The 20686-nt window shown below is 42.2% G+C and carries 19 protein-coding genes; 12 read left to right on the top strand and 7 right to left on the bottom strand.

Annotated elements, in window-relative coordinates; genetic code table 11:
- Nucleotides 1–54 precede the first annotated feature (54 nt).
- Complete coding sequence (gene der, locus M1F03_RS07555) at nt 55–1527, top strand: ribosome biogenesis GTPase Der (RefSeq protein ID WP_154625145.1); 1473 nt, start codon at nt 55–57, stop codon at nt 1525–1527.
- Between the two features lie 148 nt (nt 1528–1675).
- Nucleotides 1676–2548 (top strand): 23S rRNA pseudouridine(2604) synthase RluF, encoded by an 873-nt coding sequence (gene rluF, locus M1F03_RS07560; RefSeq protein ID WP_154625144.1) that lies wholly within the window; start codon nt 1676–1678, stop codon nt 2546–2548.
- A gap of 78 nt (nt 2549–2626) precedes the next feature.
- Here rluF and M1F03_RS07565 read toward each other — a convergent pair whose 3' ends face one another.
- Nucleotides 2627–3775, bottom strand: coding sequence for a M4 family metallopeptidase (locus tag M1F03_RS07565; protein WP_163861028.1), 1149 nt, complete (start codon nt 3773–3775; stop codon nt 2627–2629).
- Between the two features lie 156 nt (nt 3776–3931).
- Nucleotides 3932–4849 carry an oxygen-dependent coproporphyrinogen oxidase gene (hemF, locus tag M1F03_RS07570; protein WP_163861029.1) on the bottom strand — a complete coding sequence of 306 codons (918 nt, stop codon included), beginning with the start codon at nt 4847–4849 and terminating at the stop codon, nt 3932–3934.
- Nucleotides 4850–4986: 137 nt separating this feature from the next.
- On the opposite strand from hemF, the gene M1F03_RS07575 reads away from it, so the two are divergent.
- The 9 genes from M1F03_RS07575 (at nt 4987) to cysM (ending at nt 13991) form a co-directional block, all read left to right on the top strand.
- Nucleotides 4987–5418 (top strand): GNAT family acetyltransferase, encoded by a 432-nt coding sequence (locus M1F03_RS07575; protein ID WP_154625141.1) that lies wholly within the window; start codon nt 4987–4989, stop codon nt 5416–5418.
- Between the two features lie 95 nt (nt 5419–5513).
- On the top strand, nt 5514–6110 hold the full coding sequence (locus M1F03_RS07580) for an RpoE-regulated lipoprotein (protein ID WP_318840115.1): 597 nt from the start codon (nt 5514–5516) through the stop codon (nt 6108–6110).
- Nucleotides 6111–6401: 291 nt separating this feature from the next.
- Nucleotides 6402–7298, top strand: coding sequence for a Dyp-type peroxidase (locus tag M1F03_RS07585; protein WP_163861030.1), 897 nt, complete (start codon nt 6402–6404; stop codon nt 7296–7298).
- A gap of 262 nt (nt 7299–7560) precedes the next feature.
- Entirely contained in the window at nt 7561–8583 is a 1023-nt protein-coding gene (locus tag M1F03_RS07590) for a sulfate ABC transporter substrate-binding protein (RefSeq protein WP_154625138.1), read from the top strand.
- The gene (cysT, locus tag M1F03_RS07595) at nt 8583–9413 is read left to right on the top strand and encodes a sulfate/thiosulfate ABC transporter permease CysT (protein ID WP_154625137.1); all 831 of its coding nucleotides are present in this window, start codon (nt 8583–8585) and stop codon (nt 9411–9413) included. Before M1F03_RS07590 ends, cysT begins: the two co-directional genes overlap by 1 nt.
- Nucleotides 9413–10279, top strand: a complete 867-nt coding sequence (gene cysW, locus M1F03_RS07600; RefSeq protein WP_154625136.1) for a sulfate/thiosulfate ABC transporter permease CysW — start codon at nt 9413–9415, stop codon at nt 10277–10279. The genes cysT and cysW overlap by 1 nt, the downstream gene beginning before the upstream one ends.
- Nucleotides 10276–11364 carry a sulfate/thiosulfate ABC transporter ATP-binding protein CysA gene (gene cysA / locus M1F03_RS07605; RefSeq protein WP_154625135.1) on the top strand — a complete coding sequence of 363 codons (1089 nt, stop codon included), beginning with the start codon at nt 10276–10278 and terminating at the stop codon, nt 11362–11364. Before cysW ends, cysA begins: the two co-directional genes overlap by 4 nt.
- A gap of 196 nt (nt 11365–11560) precedes the next feature.
- The gene (locus tag M1F03_RS07610) at nt 11561–12868 is read left to right on the top strand and encodes an IS4 family transposase (RefSeq protein ID WP_251465252.1); all 1308 of its coding nucleotides are present in this window, start codon (nt 11561–11563) and stop codon (nt 12866–12868) included.
- A gap of 238 nt (nt 12869–13106) precedes the next feature.
- Entirely contained in the window at nt 13107–13991 is an 885-nt protein-coding gene (cysM, locus tag M1F03_RS07615; RefSeq protein WP_196713261.1) for a cysteine synthase CysM, read from the top strand.
- A 236-nt stretch (nt 13992–14227) separates the two neighbouring features.
- Here cysM and crr read toward each other — a convergent pair whose 3' ends face one another.
- From crr to cysZ, 5 genes are all read right to left on the bottom strand, one after another.
- The gene (gene crr / locus M1F03_RS07620; protein WP_154625134.1) at nt 14228–14737 is read right to left on the bottom strand and encodes a PTS glucose transporter subunit IIA; all 510 of its coding nucleotides are present in this window, start codon (nt 14735–14737) and stop codon (nt 14228–14230) included.
- A gap of 49 nt (nt 14738–14786) precedes the next feature.
- Entirely contained in the window at nt 14787–16514 is a 1728-nt protein-coding gene (gene ptsI, locus M1F03_RS07625) for a phosphoenolpyruvate-protein phosphotransferase PtsI (RefSeq protein ID WP_154625133.1), read from the bottom strand.
- A gap of 142 nt (nt 16515–16656) precedes the next feature.
- Nucleotides 16657–16914: a phosphocarrier protein Hpr gene (ptsH, locus tag M1F03_RS07630; protein WP_008910625.1), complete on the bottom strand. Its 258-nt coding sequence runs from the start codon at nt 16912–16914 to the stop codon at nt 16657–16659.
- Nucleotides 16915–17266: 352 nt separating this feature from the next.
- Complete coding sequence (gene cysK / locus M1F03_RS07635) at nt 17267–18220, bottom strand: cysteine synthase A (RefSeq protein WP_163861033.1); 954 nt, start codon at nt 18218–18220, stop codon at nt 17267–17269.
- Between the two features lie 301 nt (nt 18221–18521).
- Nucleotides 18522–19286 carry a sulfate transporter CysZ gene (cysZ, locus tag M1F03_RS07640; protein ID WP_154625131.1) on the bottom strand — a complete coding sequence of 255 codons (765 nt, stop codon included), beginning with the start codon at nt 19284–19286 and terminating at the stop codon, nt 18522–18524.
- A gap of 348 nt (nt 19287–19634) precedes the next feature.
- Between cysZ and zipA the strand changes: the two genes are divergently transcribed.
- Entirely contained in the window at nt 19635–20648 is a 1014-nt protein-coding gene (gene zipA, locus M1F03_RS07645) for a cell division protein ZipA (protein ID WP_195848206.1), read from the top strand.
- The last annotated feature ends 38 nt before the right edge of the window (nt 20649–20686 follow it).

Genomic DNA, 20686 nt, shown 5'->3' on the forward strand with positions numbered 1-20686 from the left:
TTCACTGAAAACACCGAATTCTTTTAGTTAATTAAAGTAGTGAGGCATCAAATAATGATACCCGTCGTAGCGCTGGTTGGGCGTCCAAACGTAGGAAAATCCACGTTATTTAATCGATTAACCCGTACCCGTGATGCACTGGTAGCGGATTTTCCTGGGCTGACTCGTGATCGCAAATATGGTCGTGCTGAAGTTGAAGGGCATGAATTTATTATTATCGACACTGGTGGTATCGATGGTACTGAAGAAGGCGTCGAAACACACATGGCTGCACAGTCACTGCAAGCGATTGAAGAAGCCGATGTGGTTCTCTTTATGGTCGATGCACGCGCAGGACTTATGCCAGCAGATGAAGGTATTGCTAAGCACTTACGTAGTCGAAAGAAAAAAACCTATCTGGTGGCGAATAAGACCGATGGTATCGATGCTGATAGTGCCATTGGTGATTTTTATTCACTCGGCCTAGGTGAAATACATTCTATTGCGGCGTCACATGGCCGTGGTGTAACCCAACTCATTGAAAAATCATTAAAGCCTTTTATTGAGATAGAAGAAGAAATTGAGCTAACCGAGGAAGAAGAAAATGCCGCTTACTGGGCTGCACAAGAAGCGGAAGCTGAATTTGACGAAGATGAAGATGATTTTGATCCAACCACATTACCGATTAAATTAGCCATTGTTGGTCGACCAAATGTTGGCAAATCAACACTCACTAATCGTATTTTAGGTGAAGAGCGGGTTGTCGTATTCGATATGCCAGGCACAACGCGTGATAGTATCTATATCCCAATGGAACGTGATGGGCGCGAATATGTCCTGATTGATACGGCGGGCGTACGTAAGCGTGGTAAAGTCACTGAAACGGTTGAAAAATTCTCAGTTATCAAAACATTACAAGCCATTGAAGATGCTAACGTCGTCTTACTCGTGATTGATGCTCGTGAAGGTATTTCTGACCAAGATCTATCATTATTAGGCTTTATTCTTAATGCAGGCCGTTCATTGGTGATTGCGGTCAATAAATGGGATGGCATGAAGCCTGAAGACCGCGAACATGTGAAAGACATGTTAGAGCTGCGTCTCGGCTTTGTCGATTTTGCGCGCATCCACTTTATCTCCGCGTTACATGGTAGTGGTGTGGGTAATTTATTTGAATCTGTGCAAGAAGCTTATGAATCAGCAACACGTCGTGTAGGTACTGCACTGCTGACGCGGATAATGAAAATGGCAGAAGATGAGCATCAACCGCCTCTTATTCGTGGTCGTCGTGTGAAAATGAAATACGCGCATGCGGGGGGGCATAATCCTCCTATTGTGGTCATTCATGGTAACCAAGTCTCTGATTTACCTGATAGCTATAAACGTTACCTAATGAATTATTTTCGTCGTTCATTACAGGTCATGGGGACACCGATTCGTATTCAATTCAAAGAAGGGGAAAACCCTTATGCGAATAAAAAGAACCAGTTAACAGCAACACAATTGCGTAAACGTAAACGTTTAATGCAACATCTGAAAAAACGTTAATCCTAGAAGTCGCACATATTTGTGATACTTCGAGAAAGCCGTGACAATTTACTCTGTTACGGCTTTTTAATAACTATTTGTTATTCGTTGTGGTGAGCTAACGTGTATCGATTCCAGCTCCCAATTATGCAGATTACAGAGGGTAACCATGCAAACTAAATCTTCTACACGTCTAAATAAGTACATCAGTGAGAGTGGTATTTGCTCAAGGCGTGATGCGGATCGTTACATCGAACAAGGAAATGTGTTTATCAATGGCAAGAGAGCGACCATTGGTGATCAAGTTTTTAGTGGTGATGTTGTCAAAGTGAACGGACAACTGATTGAGCCTAGAAATGAAGAAGATTTAGTGTTAATTGCGCTGAATAAACCAGTGGGCATCGTGAGTACTACTGAAAGCGGTGAAAGAGACAATATTGTTGATTATGTGAATCACAGTAAACGTATTTTCCCGATAGGTCGGCTCGACAAAGATTCCCAAGGGCTGATTTTTCTCACTAACCACGGTGACTTAGTGAATAAAATTTTGCGTGCGGGCAACGAGCACGAGAAAGAATATATTGTGACCGTTAATAAACCCATTACCGATGATTTTATTCGTGGTATGGGCGCGGGGGTACCGATTTTAGGTACTATGACGAAAAAGTGTAAAGTAAAGAAAGAAGCTCCTTTTGTCTTTCGAATTACGCTGATTCAAGGATTAAACCGCCAAATCCGTCGTATGTGTGAATATTTCGGTTTTGAGGTCACAAAGCTTGAACGCGTACGGATTATGAATGTGAATCTTTCAGGGATCCCATTAGGTGAATGGCGTGATTTAACGGATGATGAGTTGATTAAGTTATTTGATATGATTGAAAAATCAGACTCAATGGCTCAGGCTAAGAAACCGGCTAAAGCGAAATCAGTGGCGACAAAACGGGTAAGTAAACCGAGTGCAGGTAACAAACCAAAGGCAACGACAGATACTGCATCTCGTAAACGTTTTACTCAACCGGGTCGTAAGAAGAAAAAACGTTAAATTTTTATCTCATAAAGTCAGCCGTATTATATGGCTGACAAACTTTGTCAGTGTTTGACCGTTGTTGCATTGATATTCTTAAATGTAGATCCCAACGCCTTCCCAGCTTTTACGTGTAATATCCACCACCTTATGATCAAAGAGTTGTGTTGCTGTTCTTAGCGTCGCTTGGGCAAACTCATTAAATGTTGTTCTGGTCGTGAGTGTTTTATCAAACATCGTACGGATCCAAATTTGTCCCGCTCGCTCCCATGAATAACCGCCTAACATGGTCGCTAATAGGTAAAAGGCTTTATTAGGTATGCCTGAGTTAATATGAACGCCGCCATTATCTTGGAAAATCGATAAATTTCGGTAGTTTCGCATATGCCCAACTTGTGGATCTCGATTATTTTCGGATAGGCGATATGCAGTGCCTGGTGCTGACATAGAGCGTAAGGCAGGTGCTTTTTGTTTATCAATGAACAAGTTTTCACCCAGTAGCCAGTTAGATTGAGTCGCGGTTTCATTGGCTGCATATTGCTTGACCATGATCCCGACTACATCGGCGACAGATTCATTTAATGCCCCTGACTGGAAGACATAGTCAAAGTCTGTCGTGAAGGTAATAAAGCCATGGGTTAACTCATGAGCAATAATATCAATATCATTGTAAAACGGACCAAAATAGAGATTATCGCCGTCACCGAAATAGATGGCCTGTGAGTTCCAGAATGCATTAGGGTAATTTTTATCAAAATGAATGACGGCATTAATTTGTGAATCGCAGCCAAAAATTTTATTAATATTCAGTTTTTCTTTAAAAAATGATCTCACATGGCCAATGGAATCATACACAGTTTGTTCTGCTGTTGATGGCTTTATAGGGTCGCCTTCCTTCATAACGATCTGATAATCTTCATGAGGCATATGAAGTTCATAGGGACTTGGATAACTTTCATCTAATGAGAGGTCGGAACGTGAACAAATAGGTAGATTTGAATGGACATGATTGGGTAAAAACTCTCTTTCCTGTGCATCTCTGATAATACGTTCATAATTGGTGCCAGGGCGTGCTGAACAAGCAAATAACTGTTTTAGATGCTCTTTATCTTCTGTTGAATAGGCGGTGCTCATCAGTTCATTGATATGAAATAACGTAGATTTTAATTTTTTACATTTCGACTCCTGATAGAGATGTGCAATAAGGTACGGAGGAAGATAGGAACGACCAAGAATATGACTCATAAACAGACTCCATTTTGTGTGTGAAAATGGAATCATAAGATAATGAGATGCATATGTAACTATGTGATTAATAAGTAAATTTATTAACTATTATTGTTTTTTATCACAAAAGCCGCCAAGTCTTATGACGACTTTTATTAAGAGTAAATAATGTTACTATTTGTTCAACCAGTCTTTATTAGTCACTAAAAAATCACTATAGAGTTTTGCCTCGGGGGTATTTGGTTCAGGGTGATAGTCATATTCCCAGCGAACCAAAGGAGGCATAGACATTAAAATGGATTCAGTGCGCCCACCGCTTTGTAAACCAAATAATGTGCCCCTATCCCAAACAAGGTTAAATTCAACATAGCGACCACGTCGATATAATTGGAATTGACGTTCTCTTTCCCCCCAAGTGTGATGACGACGTTTCTCAACGATAGGTACATAAGCATCGAGAAAACCATGGCCAACAGCTTGTGTGAAGTTAAAGCAAGTCGTGAAATCAGGTTGGTTGAGGTCATCATAAAATAGTCCGCCTACGCCTCTAGGCTCATTACGATGCTTCAAAAAGAAGTACTCATCACACCAATTTTTATACTTAAGATACGTCTCTGAACCAAAAGGCGCACAGAGGTCGTGAGCGATGGTATGCCAGTGAACCACATCCTCTTCAAAACCATAATAAGGGGTTAAATCGAAACCGCCACCAAACCACCACACTGGCTCGTGACCCTCTTTTTCGGCAATAAAGAAGCGTACATTAGCATGAGTCGTTGGAATATAAGGGTTTTGAGGGTGAATGACTAAAGAGACGCCCATGGCTTGGTAGCTGCGACCTGCTAATTCAGGACGATGTGCCGTAGCGGAAGCGGGGAGTTGTTTCCCTTGAATATGGGAGAAATTAACGCCAGCCTGCTCAAATAGCGCTCCTTGAGTCAATACACGGCTACGTCCACCACCACCTTCAGCACGTTCCCACGTTTGTTCAAGGAAGGTTTCCTTACCATCCAGTTCAGTGATTTTTTGACAAATCGTTTCTTGTAGTTCAAGTAAAAATGTTTTTACTTGAAAAATATCAGGGTAATTCATTGTTTTCCAATAGAACGGTTGGTAAAAAAAAGTGACTAAAGTATACCCTTTTGAATGAAAAAAGGCATATTGAAATATTGATTGTGTGTGAAAAGCGGTGATAATGACAGAAAACTCAGTTAAAACGGGTCACTAATATGGAAATACGTATCTTCCGGCAAAGCGATTTTGAAGAAGTTATCACATTGTGGGAACGATGTGATTTAAATGAGTTTGGGGGAGACCCTGAACTTGATATTGAACGCAAACTCCAATGTGGCGCAGACCTTTTTTTGGTTGCTGAAGTGTCGGGCGAAGTGGTGGGCACGGTAATGGGGGGCTATGACGGGATCAGAGGAACAGCATGCTATCTTGCTGTACATCCAGATTATCGTGGCCGCGGTATTGCTAATGCGCTCGTGAGCCGATTAGAAAAAAAATTACGAGCGAGAGGATGTGGTAGGATTGAGTTTCTGGTTAGCGAAGAATCGGATGCCGCCATTTATATGTTTGAAAAAATGCTATACGAGGAAGAGCAGCCAGCTCGACTCATTTATGCGAAAACACTGACGAATGATCTCGATTTTTAATGTTGTTGATGATTTATTGGGTGATGAGTTGGAATGTTTTTAGGAATAGGTTGTCACAGTATGCATCAAGTAATCCAATATGAATTGAGGATGTTATGCCCAAAAGTGTCATTGTGAAGCTTTCTCAGATAGCTATTTTGAGTGGTACATTTATTCTATCGGGGTGCGCAGGCTCAGGTGGGTTTTGGTCTTCACTTTCGCCAATGAACTGGTTTAGTAGCCCTATAACGGCCAAAGCTGCTGGGGTAGGAGGGATCACGGGGTTCACCCCAATGCAAGCTGACATCATCAAAGAGCGTCTGGATGATCGTTATATCATCCGTAGTGGAATGCAAACTGAACAAGGTGAGATTGTCACTGTATTTCAAGGTTTAGATGATGATAAGGTGAAAATTGAAGTATTTGGCCCTGAAAAAGGCTATGTTTCACGCATTAGCGTCAGTGATCCTGATATTGTCACCGAGTGGGGAATTAAAATTGGTTCACCCTTTAGTGATATTTATGAAAAAGCCTTTGGTGCCTGTAAAATCGCTGAGCCTATTGATGACCAACCTGCTGTTGAATGCGTCGCACCACAGACGGCACATATTGTGTATAGCTTCACTGGTAAATGGCAAGGACCAGAAGGTTTAATGCCGCCTGATGATGAATTAAAAAATTGGACAGTGTCGCGAATTATTTGGAAGAAATAATCGCTCAGCTGCTGGTTCAATTCATTCCCTATTGGCTATGTCGCTCAATCTAAATATAGTGAGAATTTTGAGGGTATGAGTGCGTTCAATGACGTTGTTACGGAGTTTAACTTTCGTTATTAAGCCCTCAGCTCACTATTAATACCTTGCCTTAATCAGCCCCTTAAATTCTTTTTTGTATTATTTTCCTGTGCGCCTGAATATTTGCGTTAAAACAAGGTGAAAATCATCATTGATGAGATACTATATCTCACGCACAAATAATAAATTATTTCAAAGAGGTTGATTAGCATGTCTCATTCTCAGAGCGGTATTCTGAAAGATCATAGCCGTTTCGGTATTTTTATTGAAGCAATGGTGCAAGGGCCTCTTGCTGACATAAAAACGGGATGTCAGCGTTTTGTCGACGCATTAACACAATTACAAGAACAGTACCCATCTGATAGGTTAGGCGCGGTTATTGCATTTGGTTCTGATATTTGGAAGCAATTATCAGCACCTGAAAGCGCACCTGAATTAAAGCCTTTTCGTCAATTAGGGAAAGGTCTTGCACCCGCAACACAACGTGACCTTTTTATTCATATTCAATCTCAGCGTCACGATATTAACTTTTCATTGGCACAGGCTGCACTGAAGGCATTTGGTCCTGCGATTAAAGTTGAAGAAGAGATCCATGGTTTTCGTTGGGTCGAAGAACGTGATTTGAGCGGATTTATTGATGGTACCGAAAACCCTCAGGGAGAAGAAATCGCTGAAGTTGCACTGATTGCAGATGGCATTGATAAGGGAGGCAGCTATATTCTTGTTCAACGTTATGAGCATAGTTTACATAAGTGGGATCGTTTCTCAGAGCAAGAACAAGAAAAGATGATTGGCCGTACTAAGAGTGATAGTGTGGAGCTTGATGAAAGTGAACGTAACGTTACTTCACATGTTTCTCGTGTAGTGGTTGAAGAGGACGGTGAAGAGCTGTCTATTATGCGTCATAGTTTACCGTATGGTACAGCGAGTGGAAAACATGGATTATACTTCCTTGCTTACTGTGCGCGTCTCCATAATATTGAACAACAGCTTCTTAGCATGTTTGGTGAGAAAGATGGCAAGTATGATGATTTATTGCGCATGACGAAAGCCGTTTCAGGAAGCTACTATTTTGCTCCTTCAATCGACACATTATTATCGCTATAACATCGCCGTATTGCCGCCAGTTGGCGGCAATTGATGTTTTCATAAACACCTGATTTTTTATTCCCATCTTATCGCCTATCCATGAAGGGCGCTCATGTGACTAACCTATTGATCATCAATATAATTTGATTGCTTATTGCCATAATTTCTTGATTATATCAATTTGATATATTAAAAGGCGATTGATAGCTACACAGTTATAACTAAAGCAGCTAAAGTAGCTTAACAGCGTAGTTTTGGTTTAGTCATAAGTAGGTGCCTAATGCAGAAAGCGATCTTAAAGAAAACAGTCTTAGCGGGTTTCGCAACCTTCTCACTTATGGGTAGTGCGCCACTGATGGCGGCTGAACTACTTAATAGCTCTTATGATATTGCACGGGAATTGTTCGTTGCATTAAATCCTGAATTTGAAAAACAGTGGAATGAGCTACACCCAGATGACAAGTTGACCATCAAGCAATCCCACGCGGGATCCTCTAAGCAAGCTTTGGCCATATTGCAAGGTTTGAAGGCCGATGTTGTGACTTATAACCAAGTCACAGATGTGCAAATTTTGCACGATAAAGGGAATTTGATCCCAGAAAATTGGCAATCAAGATTACCAAATAATAGTTCACCTTATTATTCCACGATGGCGTTTTTAGTCCGTAAAGACAACCCGAAAGGGATTAAAACCTGGGATGATTTGGCACGCGAAGACGTTAAATTAATTTTCCCAAACCCAAAAACATCGGGTAACGGTCGTTATACCTATTTAGCGGCATGGGGAGCCTATGCACAAGAAAATAAAGGTGACGAAAAGAAAACGCGTGAGCAAATGAAACAGTTTTTGAAAAATGTTGAGGTATTTGATACTGGCGGGCGCGGTGCAACCACCTCCTTTATTGAAAGAGGACTGGGTGATGTATTAATTAGTTTTGAATCGGAAGTGAATAATATTCGCCAGCAATATGGTGAGTCCGATTATGAGGTTATTGTTCCTCCGGTGGATATTTTAGCTGAATTCCCTGTGGCTTGGGTTGATAAGAATGTCGAGAAAAATGGTACGCAAGATGTTGCCAAGGCTTACCTTTACTACTTATATAGCCCAAAAGCACAGCAGATTATCACGAATTTTAATTATCGAGTGAACGATAAAGACGTGATGGCTGCAAATAAAGATAAATTCCCTGAAACACGTTTATTCACGGTTGAATCACAATTTAAAAGCTGGCCTGCTGTGATGGAAACGCATTTCGCCACCAATGGTGAATTCGATAAATTGATGGCAGAAGGGCGACGTTAATGCGTCAGTCAGGGAAACGTTTTTTGCCAGGATTTGGCCTCACACTAGGTAGCAGCCTATTTTATACCTGCTTGATATTACTGCTACCTTTGAGTGCTTTAGTCATTCAGCTATCGGAAATGACATGGCAACAGTATTGGGATGTGATCAGTTATCCGCAAGTTGTGGCGGCTTATAAGGTAACCCTCCTTGCGGCATTAGTCGCGAGTTTGTTTAATGCCGTTTTTGGTATGTTACTGGCGTGGATTTTAACTCGTTATCGTTTTCCCGGCCGTACTTTTTTGGATGGCCTCGTTGATTTACCGTTTGCGTTACCTACAGCGGTAGCGGGTTTAACATTAGCGACGCTATTTGCTGCTTCGGGTTGGTATGGGCAGTATTTGCATCAATTCGATATTAAAGTCGTCAATACGTGGCTTGGTATTGCTGTCGCCATGGCATTTACCAGTATTCCGTTTGTCGTGAGAACGGTACAGCCTGTGTTAGAAGAGCTTGGCCCTGAATATGAAGAAGCTGCGCAAACATTAGGTGCAAGTCGCTGGCAAACTTTTCGTCGAGTAGTATTACCGGAGGTTTCTCCTGCGCTTATTGCTGGCACCGTATTATCTTTTACCCGTAGTTTGGGAGAGTTTGGTGCGATTATTTTTATTGCGGGGAATATTGCTTGGCAAACTGAAGTCGTATCTCTAATGATTTTCAGCCAGTTACAGCAGTTTGATTATCCTGCCGCCAGTGCGATTGCTTCAGTGATTTTAGCGGTTTCATTAGTGCTGTTATTCACAGTCAACATAGTACAAAGCCGCTTTGGTAAAAGGTTGGGGGGCAAATAATGGCTCAAATCACGCCAACTATGGTGAGTTCACGTCAACCAATCAATTGGGCTAAATGGTTCTTGATTGCTATTGGTGTCTTATTTTCAGTTCTATTACTGGTCGTGCCCATCATTTGGATCTTTATGACTGCTTTTTCGAAAGGGTTAGATGCGGTTTTAATGAATTTAAACGATGCCGATATGCTGCATGCAATTGGTTTAACAGTACTTATCGCGTTGATAACCGTGCCAGTCAATTTAATTTTTGGCACGATGCTAGCTTGGTTGGTCACACGATTTCAGTTTCCCGGTAGGCAGTTATTATTAACATTGGTGGATATCCCATTTGCCGTATCGCCAGTGGTTGCTGGTCTACTCTACCTATTGTTTTATGGGTCCAACAGTTGGTTTGGTGGTTGGCTAGAAAGCTATGACATCCAATTGATGTTTTCGTGGCCAGGCATGACCCTAGTGACTATTTTTGTGACTTGTCCTTTTGTGGTGAGAGAGTTGGTGCCTTTGATGCTGAGCCAAGGTAGCCAAGAGGATGAAGCCGCTGTGTTGTTGGGGGCATCTGGCTGGAAAATGTTTTGGCGAGTGACATTACCCAATATTCGTTGGGCGTTACTGTATGGTGTTGTTCTAACGAATGCGCGAGCGATAGGGGAATTTGGGGCGGTTTCTGTTGTTTCCGGTGCGATCCGAGGGGAAACCTACACATTACCATTACAAGTGGAATTATTGCATCAAGACTACAATACCGTCGGTGCGTTTACTGCGGCTGCAATCCTCGCTGTGATGGCAATTATCACCTTAATTATTAAAAGTGCATTGCAATGGCATTTGAGCCGGCAGCGATCCGAATCAGGAGTTCATCTACCATGAGTATTCAAATCGAAAAAATTGGAAAATTATTTGGTAGGACACAAGTGCTACAGGATATCTCATTGGATATCGCATCGGGTGAAATGGTTGCGCTGCTTGGGCCATCGGGGTCAGGTAAAACAACGCTATTACGAATCATTGCTGGTCTAGAGCAACATAGCTATGGGGCGTTGCGTTTTCATGGACAAGACGTTAGCCGGATCCATGCAAAAGATCGGCACGTTGGCTTTGTGTTTCAACATTATGCTTTATTTCGCCATATGACCGTGTTTGATAACGTGGCATTTGGGCTAACAGTCGTGCCAAGAAAACAGCGTCTATCATCACAAGCGATCAAACAAAAAGTGACTCAATTACTTGAGATGGTGCAATTATCTCATTTAGCTTCTCGTTTTCCTGCTCAACTGTCTGGTGGGCAAAAACAGCGCGTGGCTTTGGCTCGCGCCTTAGCGGTGGAACCACAAATTTTACTGCTAGATGAACCGTTTGGTGCGTTGGATGCACAAGTACGTATTGAATTACGTCGTTGGTTGCGCCAGCTACATGATGAATTAAAGTTCACAAGTGTATTTGTTACTCATGACCAAGAAGAAGCCATGGAAGTTGCGGATAGAGTCGTCGTTATGAGTGAAGGCCATATTGAACAAGTTGGGACGCCTGATGATATTTGGCATCGTCCAGAAACACGCTTTGTGCTTGAGTTTATGGGGGAAATTAATCAACTCCATGGTCAAATCAATGGTTCCCAGCTGTTGATTGATGGTTATGAATTCCCTCTGCATCATGCAAGTGCCCATCAAGGGGAAGTGGATATTTTTCTACGCCCTTGGGATATCACACTCGTGAAAGAGGTGGATGAACAGCATCGTTTACCTGTTCGAGTGGTTGAGTCAGGGCCTAGAGGGCATTTCTGGCAGTTAACGGTACAACCGATAGGTTGGGGAGCAGGGCAGTTATCAGTAGTATGGCAATCATCGCAGCAGATCCCAATACGTGGGGAACATTATTTTCTTGGGAGTCAGAAAGCGAGAATTTACCAAGGGGATCATGAGTTGCTATTTCCCCGACTCGCGCAAAGCGCCTGATACTCGTCCAATCTGAAAGGTAGATAGTGCAAGTATATCGCTTCAATATCTCCGCGATAGGGTAATTTATCCTTCTGTATTGTTTTCTACGGGGCCATATGGCCTAATGCCGATCAGTTAAGAACTAAATAATGAGTTGAACGATCCTACAGTTCTGCAAAAATCCGTAATCATTCCAAAAATTACGGATTTTTTTATGTTACTTAGCCAAGCACTCGAGACTGTTCAGGCTTTCTCTCCAACAGAATTTACAGCCCTTTCGGACCTCCTTTCCGCTGAACTTATTGATGAATGTCTCGTGGATGCTGGGGTTGTTACGATAAGAAAACGCCGTCTTCCGATGGAAATGATGGTATGGGCTGTAACAGGAATGTCCCTTTTTCGTTCTCTTTCCATGGCGCAACTCGTTTCTCATTTAGACATTGTTTTACCAGGTAACCGGCCTTTCGTTGCACCAAGTGCCGTTGTTCAGGCACGTCAACGGCTAGGGGAAGATGCAGTCCGTAAAGTATTTGAGAAAACAAGTCAGCTCTGGCTTGATAAACTGCCATTATCACACTGGAACGGATTAACCCTAATGGCTGTCGATGGCACATTATGGCGTACACCAGATACCCCTGAAAATGATGCCGTATTTGGGCGAACAGCCAATGAACACTCACGTTCTGATTGGCCGCAACTTCGCATGGTTTGCCAGATGGAGATCACAAGCCATCTGATTTCGGGCGCACATTTTGGTAGCGTTTCCGAGGTGAGCGAAATTGGCCTTGCTGCCAAATTGACAGAGCAAACCCCGGATAGTTCTCTGACCATTTTTGATAAAGGATTTTATGCTCTGGGGTTACTTCACCATTGGCAGTCCTCTGGCGTAGAGAAACACTGGATGCTCCCATTACGTAAAGGCTCACAGTACCTAGTCGTAGAGAAACTCGGCTCCGGAGATGAGTTAGTTGAATTACGTCTATCCCCTCAAGCACGCAAAAAATGGACTAACGCTCCAATGATATTGAGAGCTCGATTGATAACAAAAGACGTGAATGGGAAGAGGGTTCAGATATTAACATCAATGAGTGATCCACTTCGATACCCCAACGCCGATATTGTCGACCTGTATGGGCATCGTTGGGAAATAGAACATGGCTTCAGAGAAATGAAGCAGCATATGTTGAATAATGAACTCACATTGAGGAGCAAAAAGCCCGTCTTAGTAAATCAAGAGTTATGGGGAATGGTACTCGCGTATAACTTACTGCGGTTTATGATGGCTCAGATGGCATACAGCTTGAAAGATACAGAGCCCTATCAGATGGGATTTAAACAAACTGCGATATACCTGAGTGCCCAACTGAGCCTGCTTCCCGCGGTTGCTCCGGGAAACATACCAAAATTCATTAATGGGATATTGGCAATGGCTAGAAGTTTTGTTCTACCGAGTCGACGACAAAGGCATTACCCTAGGGCGGTAAAGAAAAAGCCGCAACGATACCCGTTACGGCGATATTAATGACTTAACTGACAAGCATTAGGCCATATGGCCCCATTTTCGATATCTTATGACGCCTTCTTGTCAATCAAAGCCATGAGCAGCTTTTCATATATCGATATTAGTAATAAGTCTAATCACTATTATTAATTACTGATATATAAGTGAATTTTTTTCATGCTGCTAATTCCTAGGTGTTAGGATACTATCTATAACCATCAAGATAGTGATAATAGATAAAGAGAATAAGGAATTAGCAGTGGCAACTCTTGAACAATTTATAGGTAATACGCCGCTAGTAAAACTACAGCGTTTAACAGAAGGGATGGATGCTGAAATCTGGGTTAAGCTAGAAGGTAATAACCCAGCAGGCTCAGTCAAAGATAGGGCGGCTTACTCTATGATCACTGAAGCTGAAAAGCGTGGCGAAATAAAACCTGGCGACACGTTAATTGAAGCAACAAGTGGTAATACAGGGATCGCGCTAGCCATGATTGCGGCAGTTAAAGGCTATCACCTTAAATTATTGATGCCTGAAAATATGAGCAAAGAGCGTCAAGCCTCGATGAAAGCTTATGGTGCCGAACTTATTTTAGTGAGTACTGCGGTGGGGATGGAAGGCGCCCGAGATTTGGCTCAAGAAATGGAGGCGCGTGGGGAAGGGAAGGTGCTCGACCAATTTAATAATCCAGATAACCCACTGGCACATTTTAAAACGACAGGGCCAGAGATATGGCAGCAAACTAACGGCCGTATGACCCATTTTGTTTCCAGTATGGGAACGACGGGCACAATTACGGGAGTGAGTCGCTATTTGAAGTCACAATCACAAAATGTGCAGATAGTCGGATTACAACCTGCCGAAAAGAGCCAAATCCCCGGTATTCGCCGTTGGTCTCCTGAATATTTACCCGGAATTTTTCATCAAGAACTGGTTGATACCATACTGGATGTGAACCAACAAGAAGCCGAAGAGACGATGCGAGCGCTGGCTAAGCAAGAAGGTATTTTTTGTGGTGTTAGCTCTGGTGGCGCTGTGGCTGGTGCACTGAAAGTGGCCAAAACACATCCAAACGCGGTGATTGTGGCCATTATCTGTGATCGGGGCGATCGCTATCTTTCTACTGGCGTATTTGATGATTAATGGCGTCAGTGTTATTCGTTGTTTTTCACCGTAAGGTAAAAATAACAATGGCTAAGCTCGGTGAACGGTGAGAAGTGATGATACTGTCATTTATCGACCGTTAGCATTGTTTGCGTGGATGTATCGAGGGGCGAGTGTCATTATTCTGAGTCGTACAGGCCGTTGAGAGCGAGAAAAAACCACCAGCGACATTGATGCCATCTGGTGGTTTTATTGAATAATTTAAAACGACTGTATTATTTTTTGATTCGCATAATAACAGTTTCACCGACGGTGACTGCACCACTCAGCTTAGTCAGTTCTTTAATTTCATCCATGTTGGAGATCACAACAGGCGTTAAAACTGATTTCGCTTTTTCTTCCAGTAGTGCTAGGTCAAACTCAATAACTAAATCACCTTTTTTGACGAATTGACCTTCTTCTGCGATACGTTTGAAACCTTCACCTTTCAGTTCGACGGTATCAATACCGAAATGAACAAACAGTTCGATACCATCATCGGACTCAATAGAAAATGCATGATTGGTTTCAAATATCTTACCAATAGTCCCATCTACAGGTGCGACGATTTTATTCCCCGCAGGTTTGATAGCAATGCCATCCCCAACAATTTTTTCAGCGAAAACAACGTCGGGAACATCTTCAATATTGACGATTTCACCTGATAAAGGTGCGATAATTTCAATACTGCCACTGCTATTCTTATCATCCGAAACCAGTGATTTCAGTTTGTCAAACAGACCCATGGACCTTCTCCTAATCGTTTTTATATGGGACCGAACTAATGTGCTGTTCCTAGCATAACGTTTTTTCTTGGATAAAGGTATCAACAAGTTTCATCAATTCGTCAGCGGTTGGTTGAGCAAGTGCTTGTTCAGCCAATGCCTTAGTATCCGCAAAGTTTGCATTACGAATTAATTTTTTAATACGAGGAATAGAAATTGCACTCATACTAAATTCATCTAAACCCATGCCAAGCAACAATAAGGTTGCACGTTCATCACCTGCTAATTCACCACACATTCCTGTCCATTTGCCTTCTGCATGCGATGCATCGATAACCTGTTTGATCAGGTTCAAAACAGCAGGTGACATCGGATTGTAGAGGTGAGAAATCAGCTCATTACCACGGTCAACAGCTAGAGTATATTGAGTGAGATCGTTTGTCCCAATACTGAAAAAGTCAACTTCTTTTGCTAAATGATGAGCAATAACCGCCGCAGCCGGTGTTTCCACCATGACACCCACTTCAATTGCTTCATCAAAGGCTTTGCCTTCTTCACGTAATTGACCTTTTAGCATCTCAAGTTCTGCTTTTAGTTCGCGAACTTCCTCAACGGAAATAATCATCGGGAACATAATACGCAGTTTACCAAAACTTGAGGCTCTTAAAATAGCTCTTAACTGAGAATGTAGAATTTCTTTGCGATCAAGGCAAATACGAATTGCACGCCAACCTAAGAAAGGGTTCTCTTCTTTAGGTAAGTTCATGTATGGTAAATCTTTATCACCACCAATGTCCATTGTACGTACAATTACTGCTTGGCTGCCCATTGCTTCCGCAACGGCTTTGTATGCTTGGAACTGCTCTTCTTCAGTGGGGAGCGAATCTCGGTCCATGAATAGGAATTCAGTACGGTATAAACCAACCCCTTCAGCCCCATTACGTTCAGCACCCGCGACATCACGCACAGTACCGATATTTGCACAAACTTCCACTTGATGGCCATCAAGTGTAATCGCTGGCAAATCTTTTAATTTAGCCAGTTCATTCTTCTCTTGCTGGTACTCTTCATTAAATTTTTTCAGCTTGTCGATTTCTTGATCTGACGGATTCACATAAATGTGATTGTTCACACCATCGAGGATTAGGTAATCACCATTTTTAATTTTAGTTGTTGCCTCGGAGGTACCCACAATCGCCGGTAGTTCAAGTGAACGGGCCATAATAGAGGTATGTGATGTCCGGCCACCTAAATCCGTGATAAAACCTAACACCTTCTCTAAGTTTAATTGAGCGGTTTCTGAAGGGGTTAGGTCAGCGGCAACAAGAATAACTTCTTTGTCGATAGCGCTTAAATCAACAATTGGTATGTTGAGAATATTTTTTAATAGACGTTTACCAATATCACGAACGTCAGCTGCACGCTCTTTTAGATATTCATCATCAAGTGCTTCGAGCGCTTGAGCTTGGTCTTCAATAACGGAGTAGACGGCAGCGTCAGCGGTTTTTTTATCGCCTTTGATGAGGGAGATAATCTCTTGTTCAAGCTCTTCATCTTCCAGCAGCATAATATGGCCTTCAAAGATCTCAGCTTTTTCTGCACCAAGATTTTTTTCGGCTCGCTCTTTAATAAGGCTGAGTTGTTCGGCTGATTTGTTGCGTCCTTCAATAAAGTGTTGGATCTCGGTTTCTATCTGGTCGTCAGCAATTTTTTTTGTGCTAACAATGATAGGATCTTCTTTGAGGATTAAAGCCTGACCAAAAGCAAAACCTGGGGATACTAAAATACCTGAAATCATAATATTACCTTACTACTGCGGGTAGGTGTTCTGATGTTGAAGAGATAACAGTAAGTCTATCAATATGTAAACTGATATCCCTGAATGATGCCATTCAGGGATGAAGATTAACGCGGTAACACTGGTTCTCTCGCTAGCAAGATTACTCCAGCTCGCCCATCAGTTTAACTAAATGTTCAACTGCTTGTTTTTCATCTTCGCCTTCGGCAGAAATGGTCACAACAGTACCTTGAGTTAAGCCTAGAGTCTGTAGCTTGAACAGGCTTTTCGCACTTGCTGATTTGCCACCAGAAATCAAAGTAATATCAGAAGTGAATGCTTTGGCTTCTTTCACAAATTGCGCGGCAGGGCGAGTATGTAAGCCATTTGGTGCTGTAATAGTGACTTCTTGCTGGAACATATTATTTCCTCAATAACTTTAGTTTTTTATAATGACCCAAGCTATTGTAGTTGAATAAACTTGAGTTTGCGTATAGTTAGATTATTAACTGTTAAAAAGGTTTCCTACTTTGTCGAGAGTCAACACTTTTTCAGTTTCTCAGTGCAAAATACACCCTTTAATCTTCAAAGAATACCGTAAACAGCGACTATCTTTAACTTAAGGTGGATTAATTTCGCGCCTCAAAATAATTACTATGTTTAATACTAAACCCTCGTTCAGAAATCATCTCAATACGTGCTAAAGTTTGATCCATACCACAAAAAAAGCACCATTGAGGTGCTTTTTTAACGATAAATTAACGGTTTTAATATTATTCAGCCGATAGGTCAGCAAACAGAACCGTTGATAAATAGCGTTCGCCCGATGAAGGTAAAATGACGACAATATGTTTATCTTTGTATTCAGGCTCCGCTGAGAGTTTTACGGCGGCTGCGAGTGCTGCACCGGAGGAGATGCCAGCAAGAATACCTTCTTTTTCCATTAATTGGCGGGCAGTGTGAACAGCTTCGTCATCGCTGATCTTAAATACTCTGTCGATAAGTGAAATATCTAAGTTGCCAGGGATAAATCCAGCACCAATGCCTTGGATCTTATGTGGACCGGGCTTCACTTCATCACCGGATAGTGTTTGGCTAATGACGGGGGAGGTTTCCGGTTCTACAGCGACCAGTGTGACATCCTTACCCTTGGTTTTTTTCAAATAACGACCGATACCCGTGATTGTTCCGCCAGTCCCGACACCCGCGACGACAACATCGACCTTACCGTCGGTATCTTCCCAAATTTCTGGTCCTGTGGTTTGTTCATGAATTTCTGGGTTAGCTGGATTACTGAATTGTTGAAGTAAAACATATTTGTTCGGATCGCTTTTGACAATGTCTTCGGCTTTTTCAATAGCGCCTTTCATTCCTTTAGCGCCTTCCGTTAAAACAAGGTTAGCACCTAAGGCTTTCAACAGTTTACGACGCTCTACACTCATGGTTTCAGGCATCGTCAGTGTGAGTTTGTAGCCTCTGGCTGCTGCAACATAGGCTAAAGCGATACCGGTGTTACCACTCGTTGGTTCAACTAATTCTTTTCCCTCTTTGAGTAGTCCTTTTTTCTCTGCATCCCAAATCATATTCGCACCAATACGACATTTAACGCTGAAACTTGGGTTGCGAGATTCAACTTTAGCTAAGATATTACCATTACCAAAATGTTTTAAGCGTACTAATGGGGTATGGCCGATGGTTAGCGAATTATCATCATAAATTTTACTCATGGGATATCCTTATAATTAAGGCAATTAGCCAACTAGAACTGGGTTTGAGAAAGAATATTGCTTCCCAACATACGTGAACTCATTATTATTGCAAATATAAATTAAACATAAGCTTATAACTAATCGCTATCTTAATTTTATAACCAATTGCTATATGTATGAAAATATTCTGTGTAAAAGGTTATGAGCCAAAAGCATCACTTACCACATTTAGTATAACGTTGAATAGGACGTTAAAATGAGAAAGCGCGATAGAGTTGTGAGCTCTAGCGCGCTTTTGAATGGCTATCGAAGAGTCAAATTAATAACGTGCATAACGCGCACGATATTGGTCAACCCACATTAATGTGGCGCCGCAAACCGCGACTGGCATAATCAATAAGTTGACGATAGGGATCATCATTAGCACGCTTACTGCACCGCCAAATTGAATGTTATTCATGCGATCTTTTGCTAATGCTTGTTTCATATCGTTAAAACTAACGCGGTGGTTATCAAATGGATAATCACAGTACTGAATAGACATCATCCATGCGCCAAATAGGAACCAGAGAACGGGAGCGACGGTTTGTCCAATACCGGGGATAAAAAATAAAATTAAGAGACCAATCGCTCGGGGAAGGTAATAGCCAATTCTGACGAATTCACGCTTCACCATGCGTGGCACATCCTTAGCAACATCAATAATACCGCCATCAGGTGCGGGAATACCGGTTAATTCGGATTCCAGCTTTTCGGCCAGCCAGCCGTTAAATGGCGCTGCGATAATGTTGGCCACGGTACTAAAAAAATAAGTGAATATTAATAAGATTGAAATAACAGCAATCGGCCAAATGAGATAATCTAGCCATTGCAACCAACTTGGCACATAGCCCATGATTTGGTCAATCCAACCACCAAGCTTGCTGTATAACCACCAAAACGCGCCACCAAGTAAAATAATATTGGCTAAAAGTGGTAGAATGACAAAGCGCTTAATGCCTGGGCGCGTGACAAGACGCCATCCTTGAGCGAAGTAATAAAAACCAGAGTGATTTTTTTGTTGCGAATCTGTCGATTGAATCATACTTCTTGTTCTCTCCTTTACGGTTGACCATGTATCATATAGATAGGTTTTTAGGCTGGCTAGTCAGTATTTGCTTAAAAAATCAGCAAACGAAAGCAGAATTGTCTCTTTCTTATAAGAAAATCGTTCAGAGGGTTGCACTTAGAGCGTTTGCCAAATAATCTTAAGTATATCCGTCATATTTTAAGTTGAATCTAAGTTGACGGCGTTCAGTGACTTGAATTCCTTAAAATCACACGGTAATGTGGCTCTAAGGGCGGGTGGCTGCGCATTAGCTTGCAACTTAAAGAGTTTGACTTAGTTTTTTGCCGTGGTGGCATTATCATTCAACAATTAGAGATAGCAGCGATGCAGGATTTGCGTCTAATATTAGTGGTCGTAGGTGCGATAGCCATAGTTGCGTTATTACTGCATGGTTTATGGACTAGCCGTAAAGAGCGCTCAAAATTATTTCGTGATCGTCCCGTAAAACGCCGAAAACATGACTCTCAGGATAAATCATCTCACTATGATGATGATTCTGCACTATTCAATGAAACCCATGTGGTTGAGCCATCGACCTCGTCACCTGAGGTTTCTGAACCTGCACGTCAGGTGAAAGAAGAACGTCGTGTCGAACCTGATTTGCCACCCATTTCACCTACTGTTCGTGACACTGAGCCCGTATTCACGATAACGCCCGAGCATTCAGAACCTAATGAACCTGAAATTGCTCCGCGTCCTCATGCTGTTAATGAACCCACTGCGGTAAAACCTGAACCTGCACCGTCGCAAGGGGCTCAGCCAAACACAGCAATCAATCAGCGAGCGACAACGGTACCAGAACAACCTGAATTTGATTTTGATACAAGCGACAACCAAGAGGAGCCACAGCCGATACACCATGAACAGGAACAGGCGCACACTGAGAAGAAAACTGAACAACCGCAAAACCAATCTCCAGCGAACAACAAGGAGACGGTTCTGGTTCTTCATGTAGCTGCTCATCAGGGCCAAGTTCTACAAGGTGAAGCGCTGTTGCAAAGTATTCTTCAGGCAGGGTTCCAATTTGGTGAAATGCGCATTTTCCATCGTCATGTGCATCCTTCAGGAACAGGACCTGTCCTCTTTAGCCTTGCAAACATGGTTAAACCGGGTTCATTTGACCCAGAAACCATGTCTGATTTCACCACACCGGGTGTCTCGATGTTTATGATGGTACCTTCTTATGGTGATGCAGGACAAAATTTCAAGTTGATGCTACAGGCAGCGCAACGCATCGCCTCCGATGTCGGAGGGGTCGTCCTTGATGATGAACGTAAAATGCTGACACCTCAGAAAATTGAGGTGTATCATGCCCGGATACGCAATACATTGAATTAAAAATCAGTATTAACTAAACCCCCTTAACTGGGGGTTTT

The sequence above is a fragment of the Providencia sp. PROV080 genome (assembly GCF_033688105.1).
Taxonomy (GTDB): Bacteria; Pseudomonadota; Gammaproteobacteria; order Enterobacterales; family Enterobacteriaceae; genus Providencia; species Providencia zhejiangensis.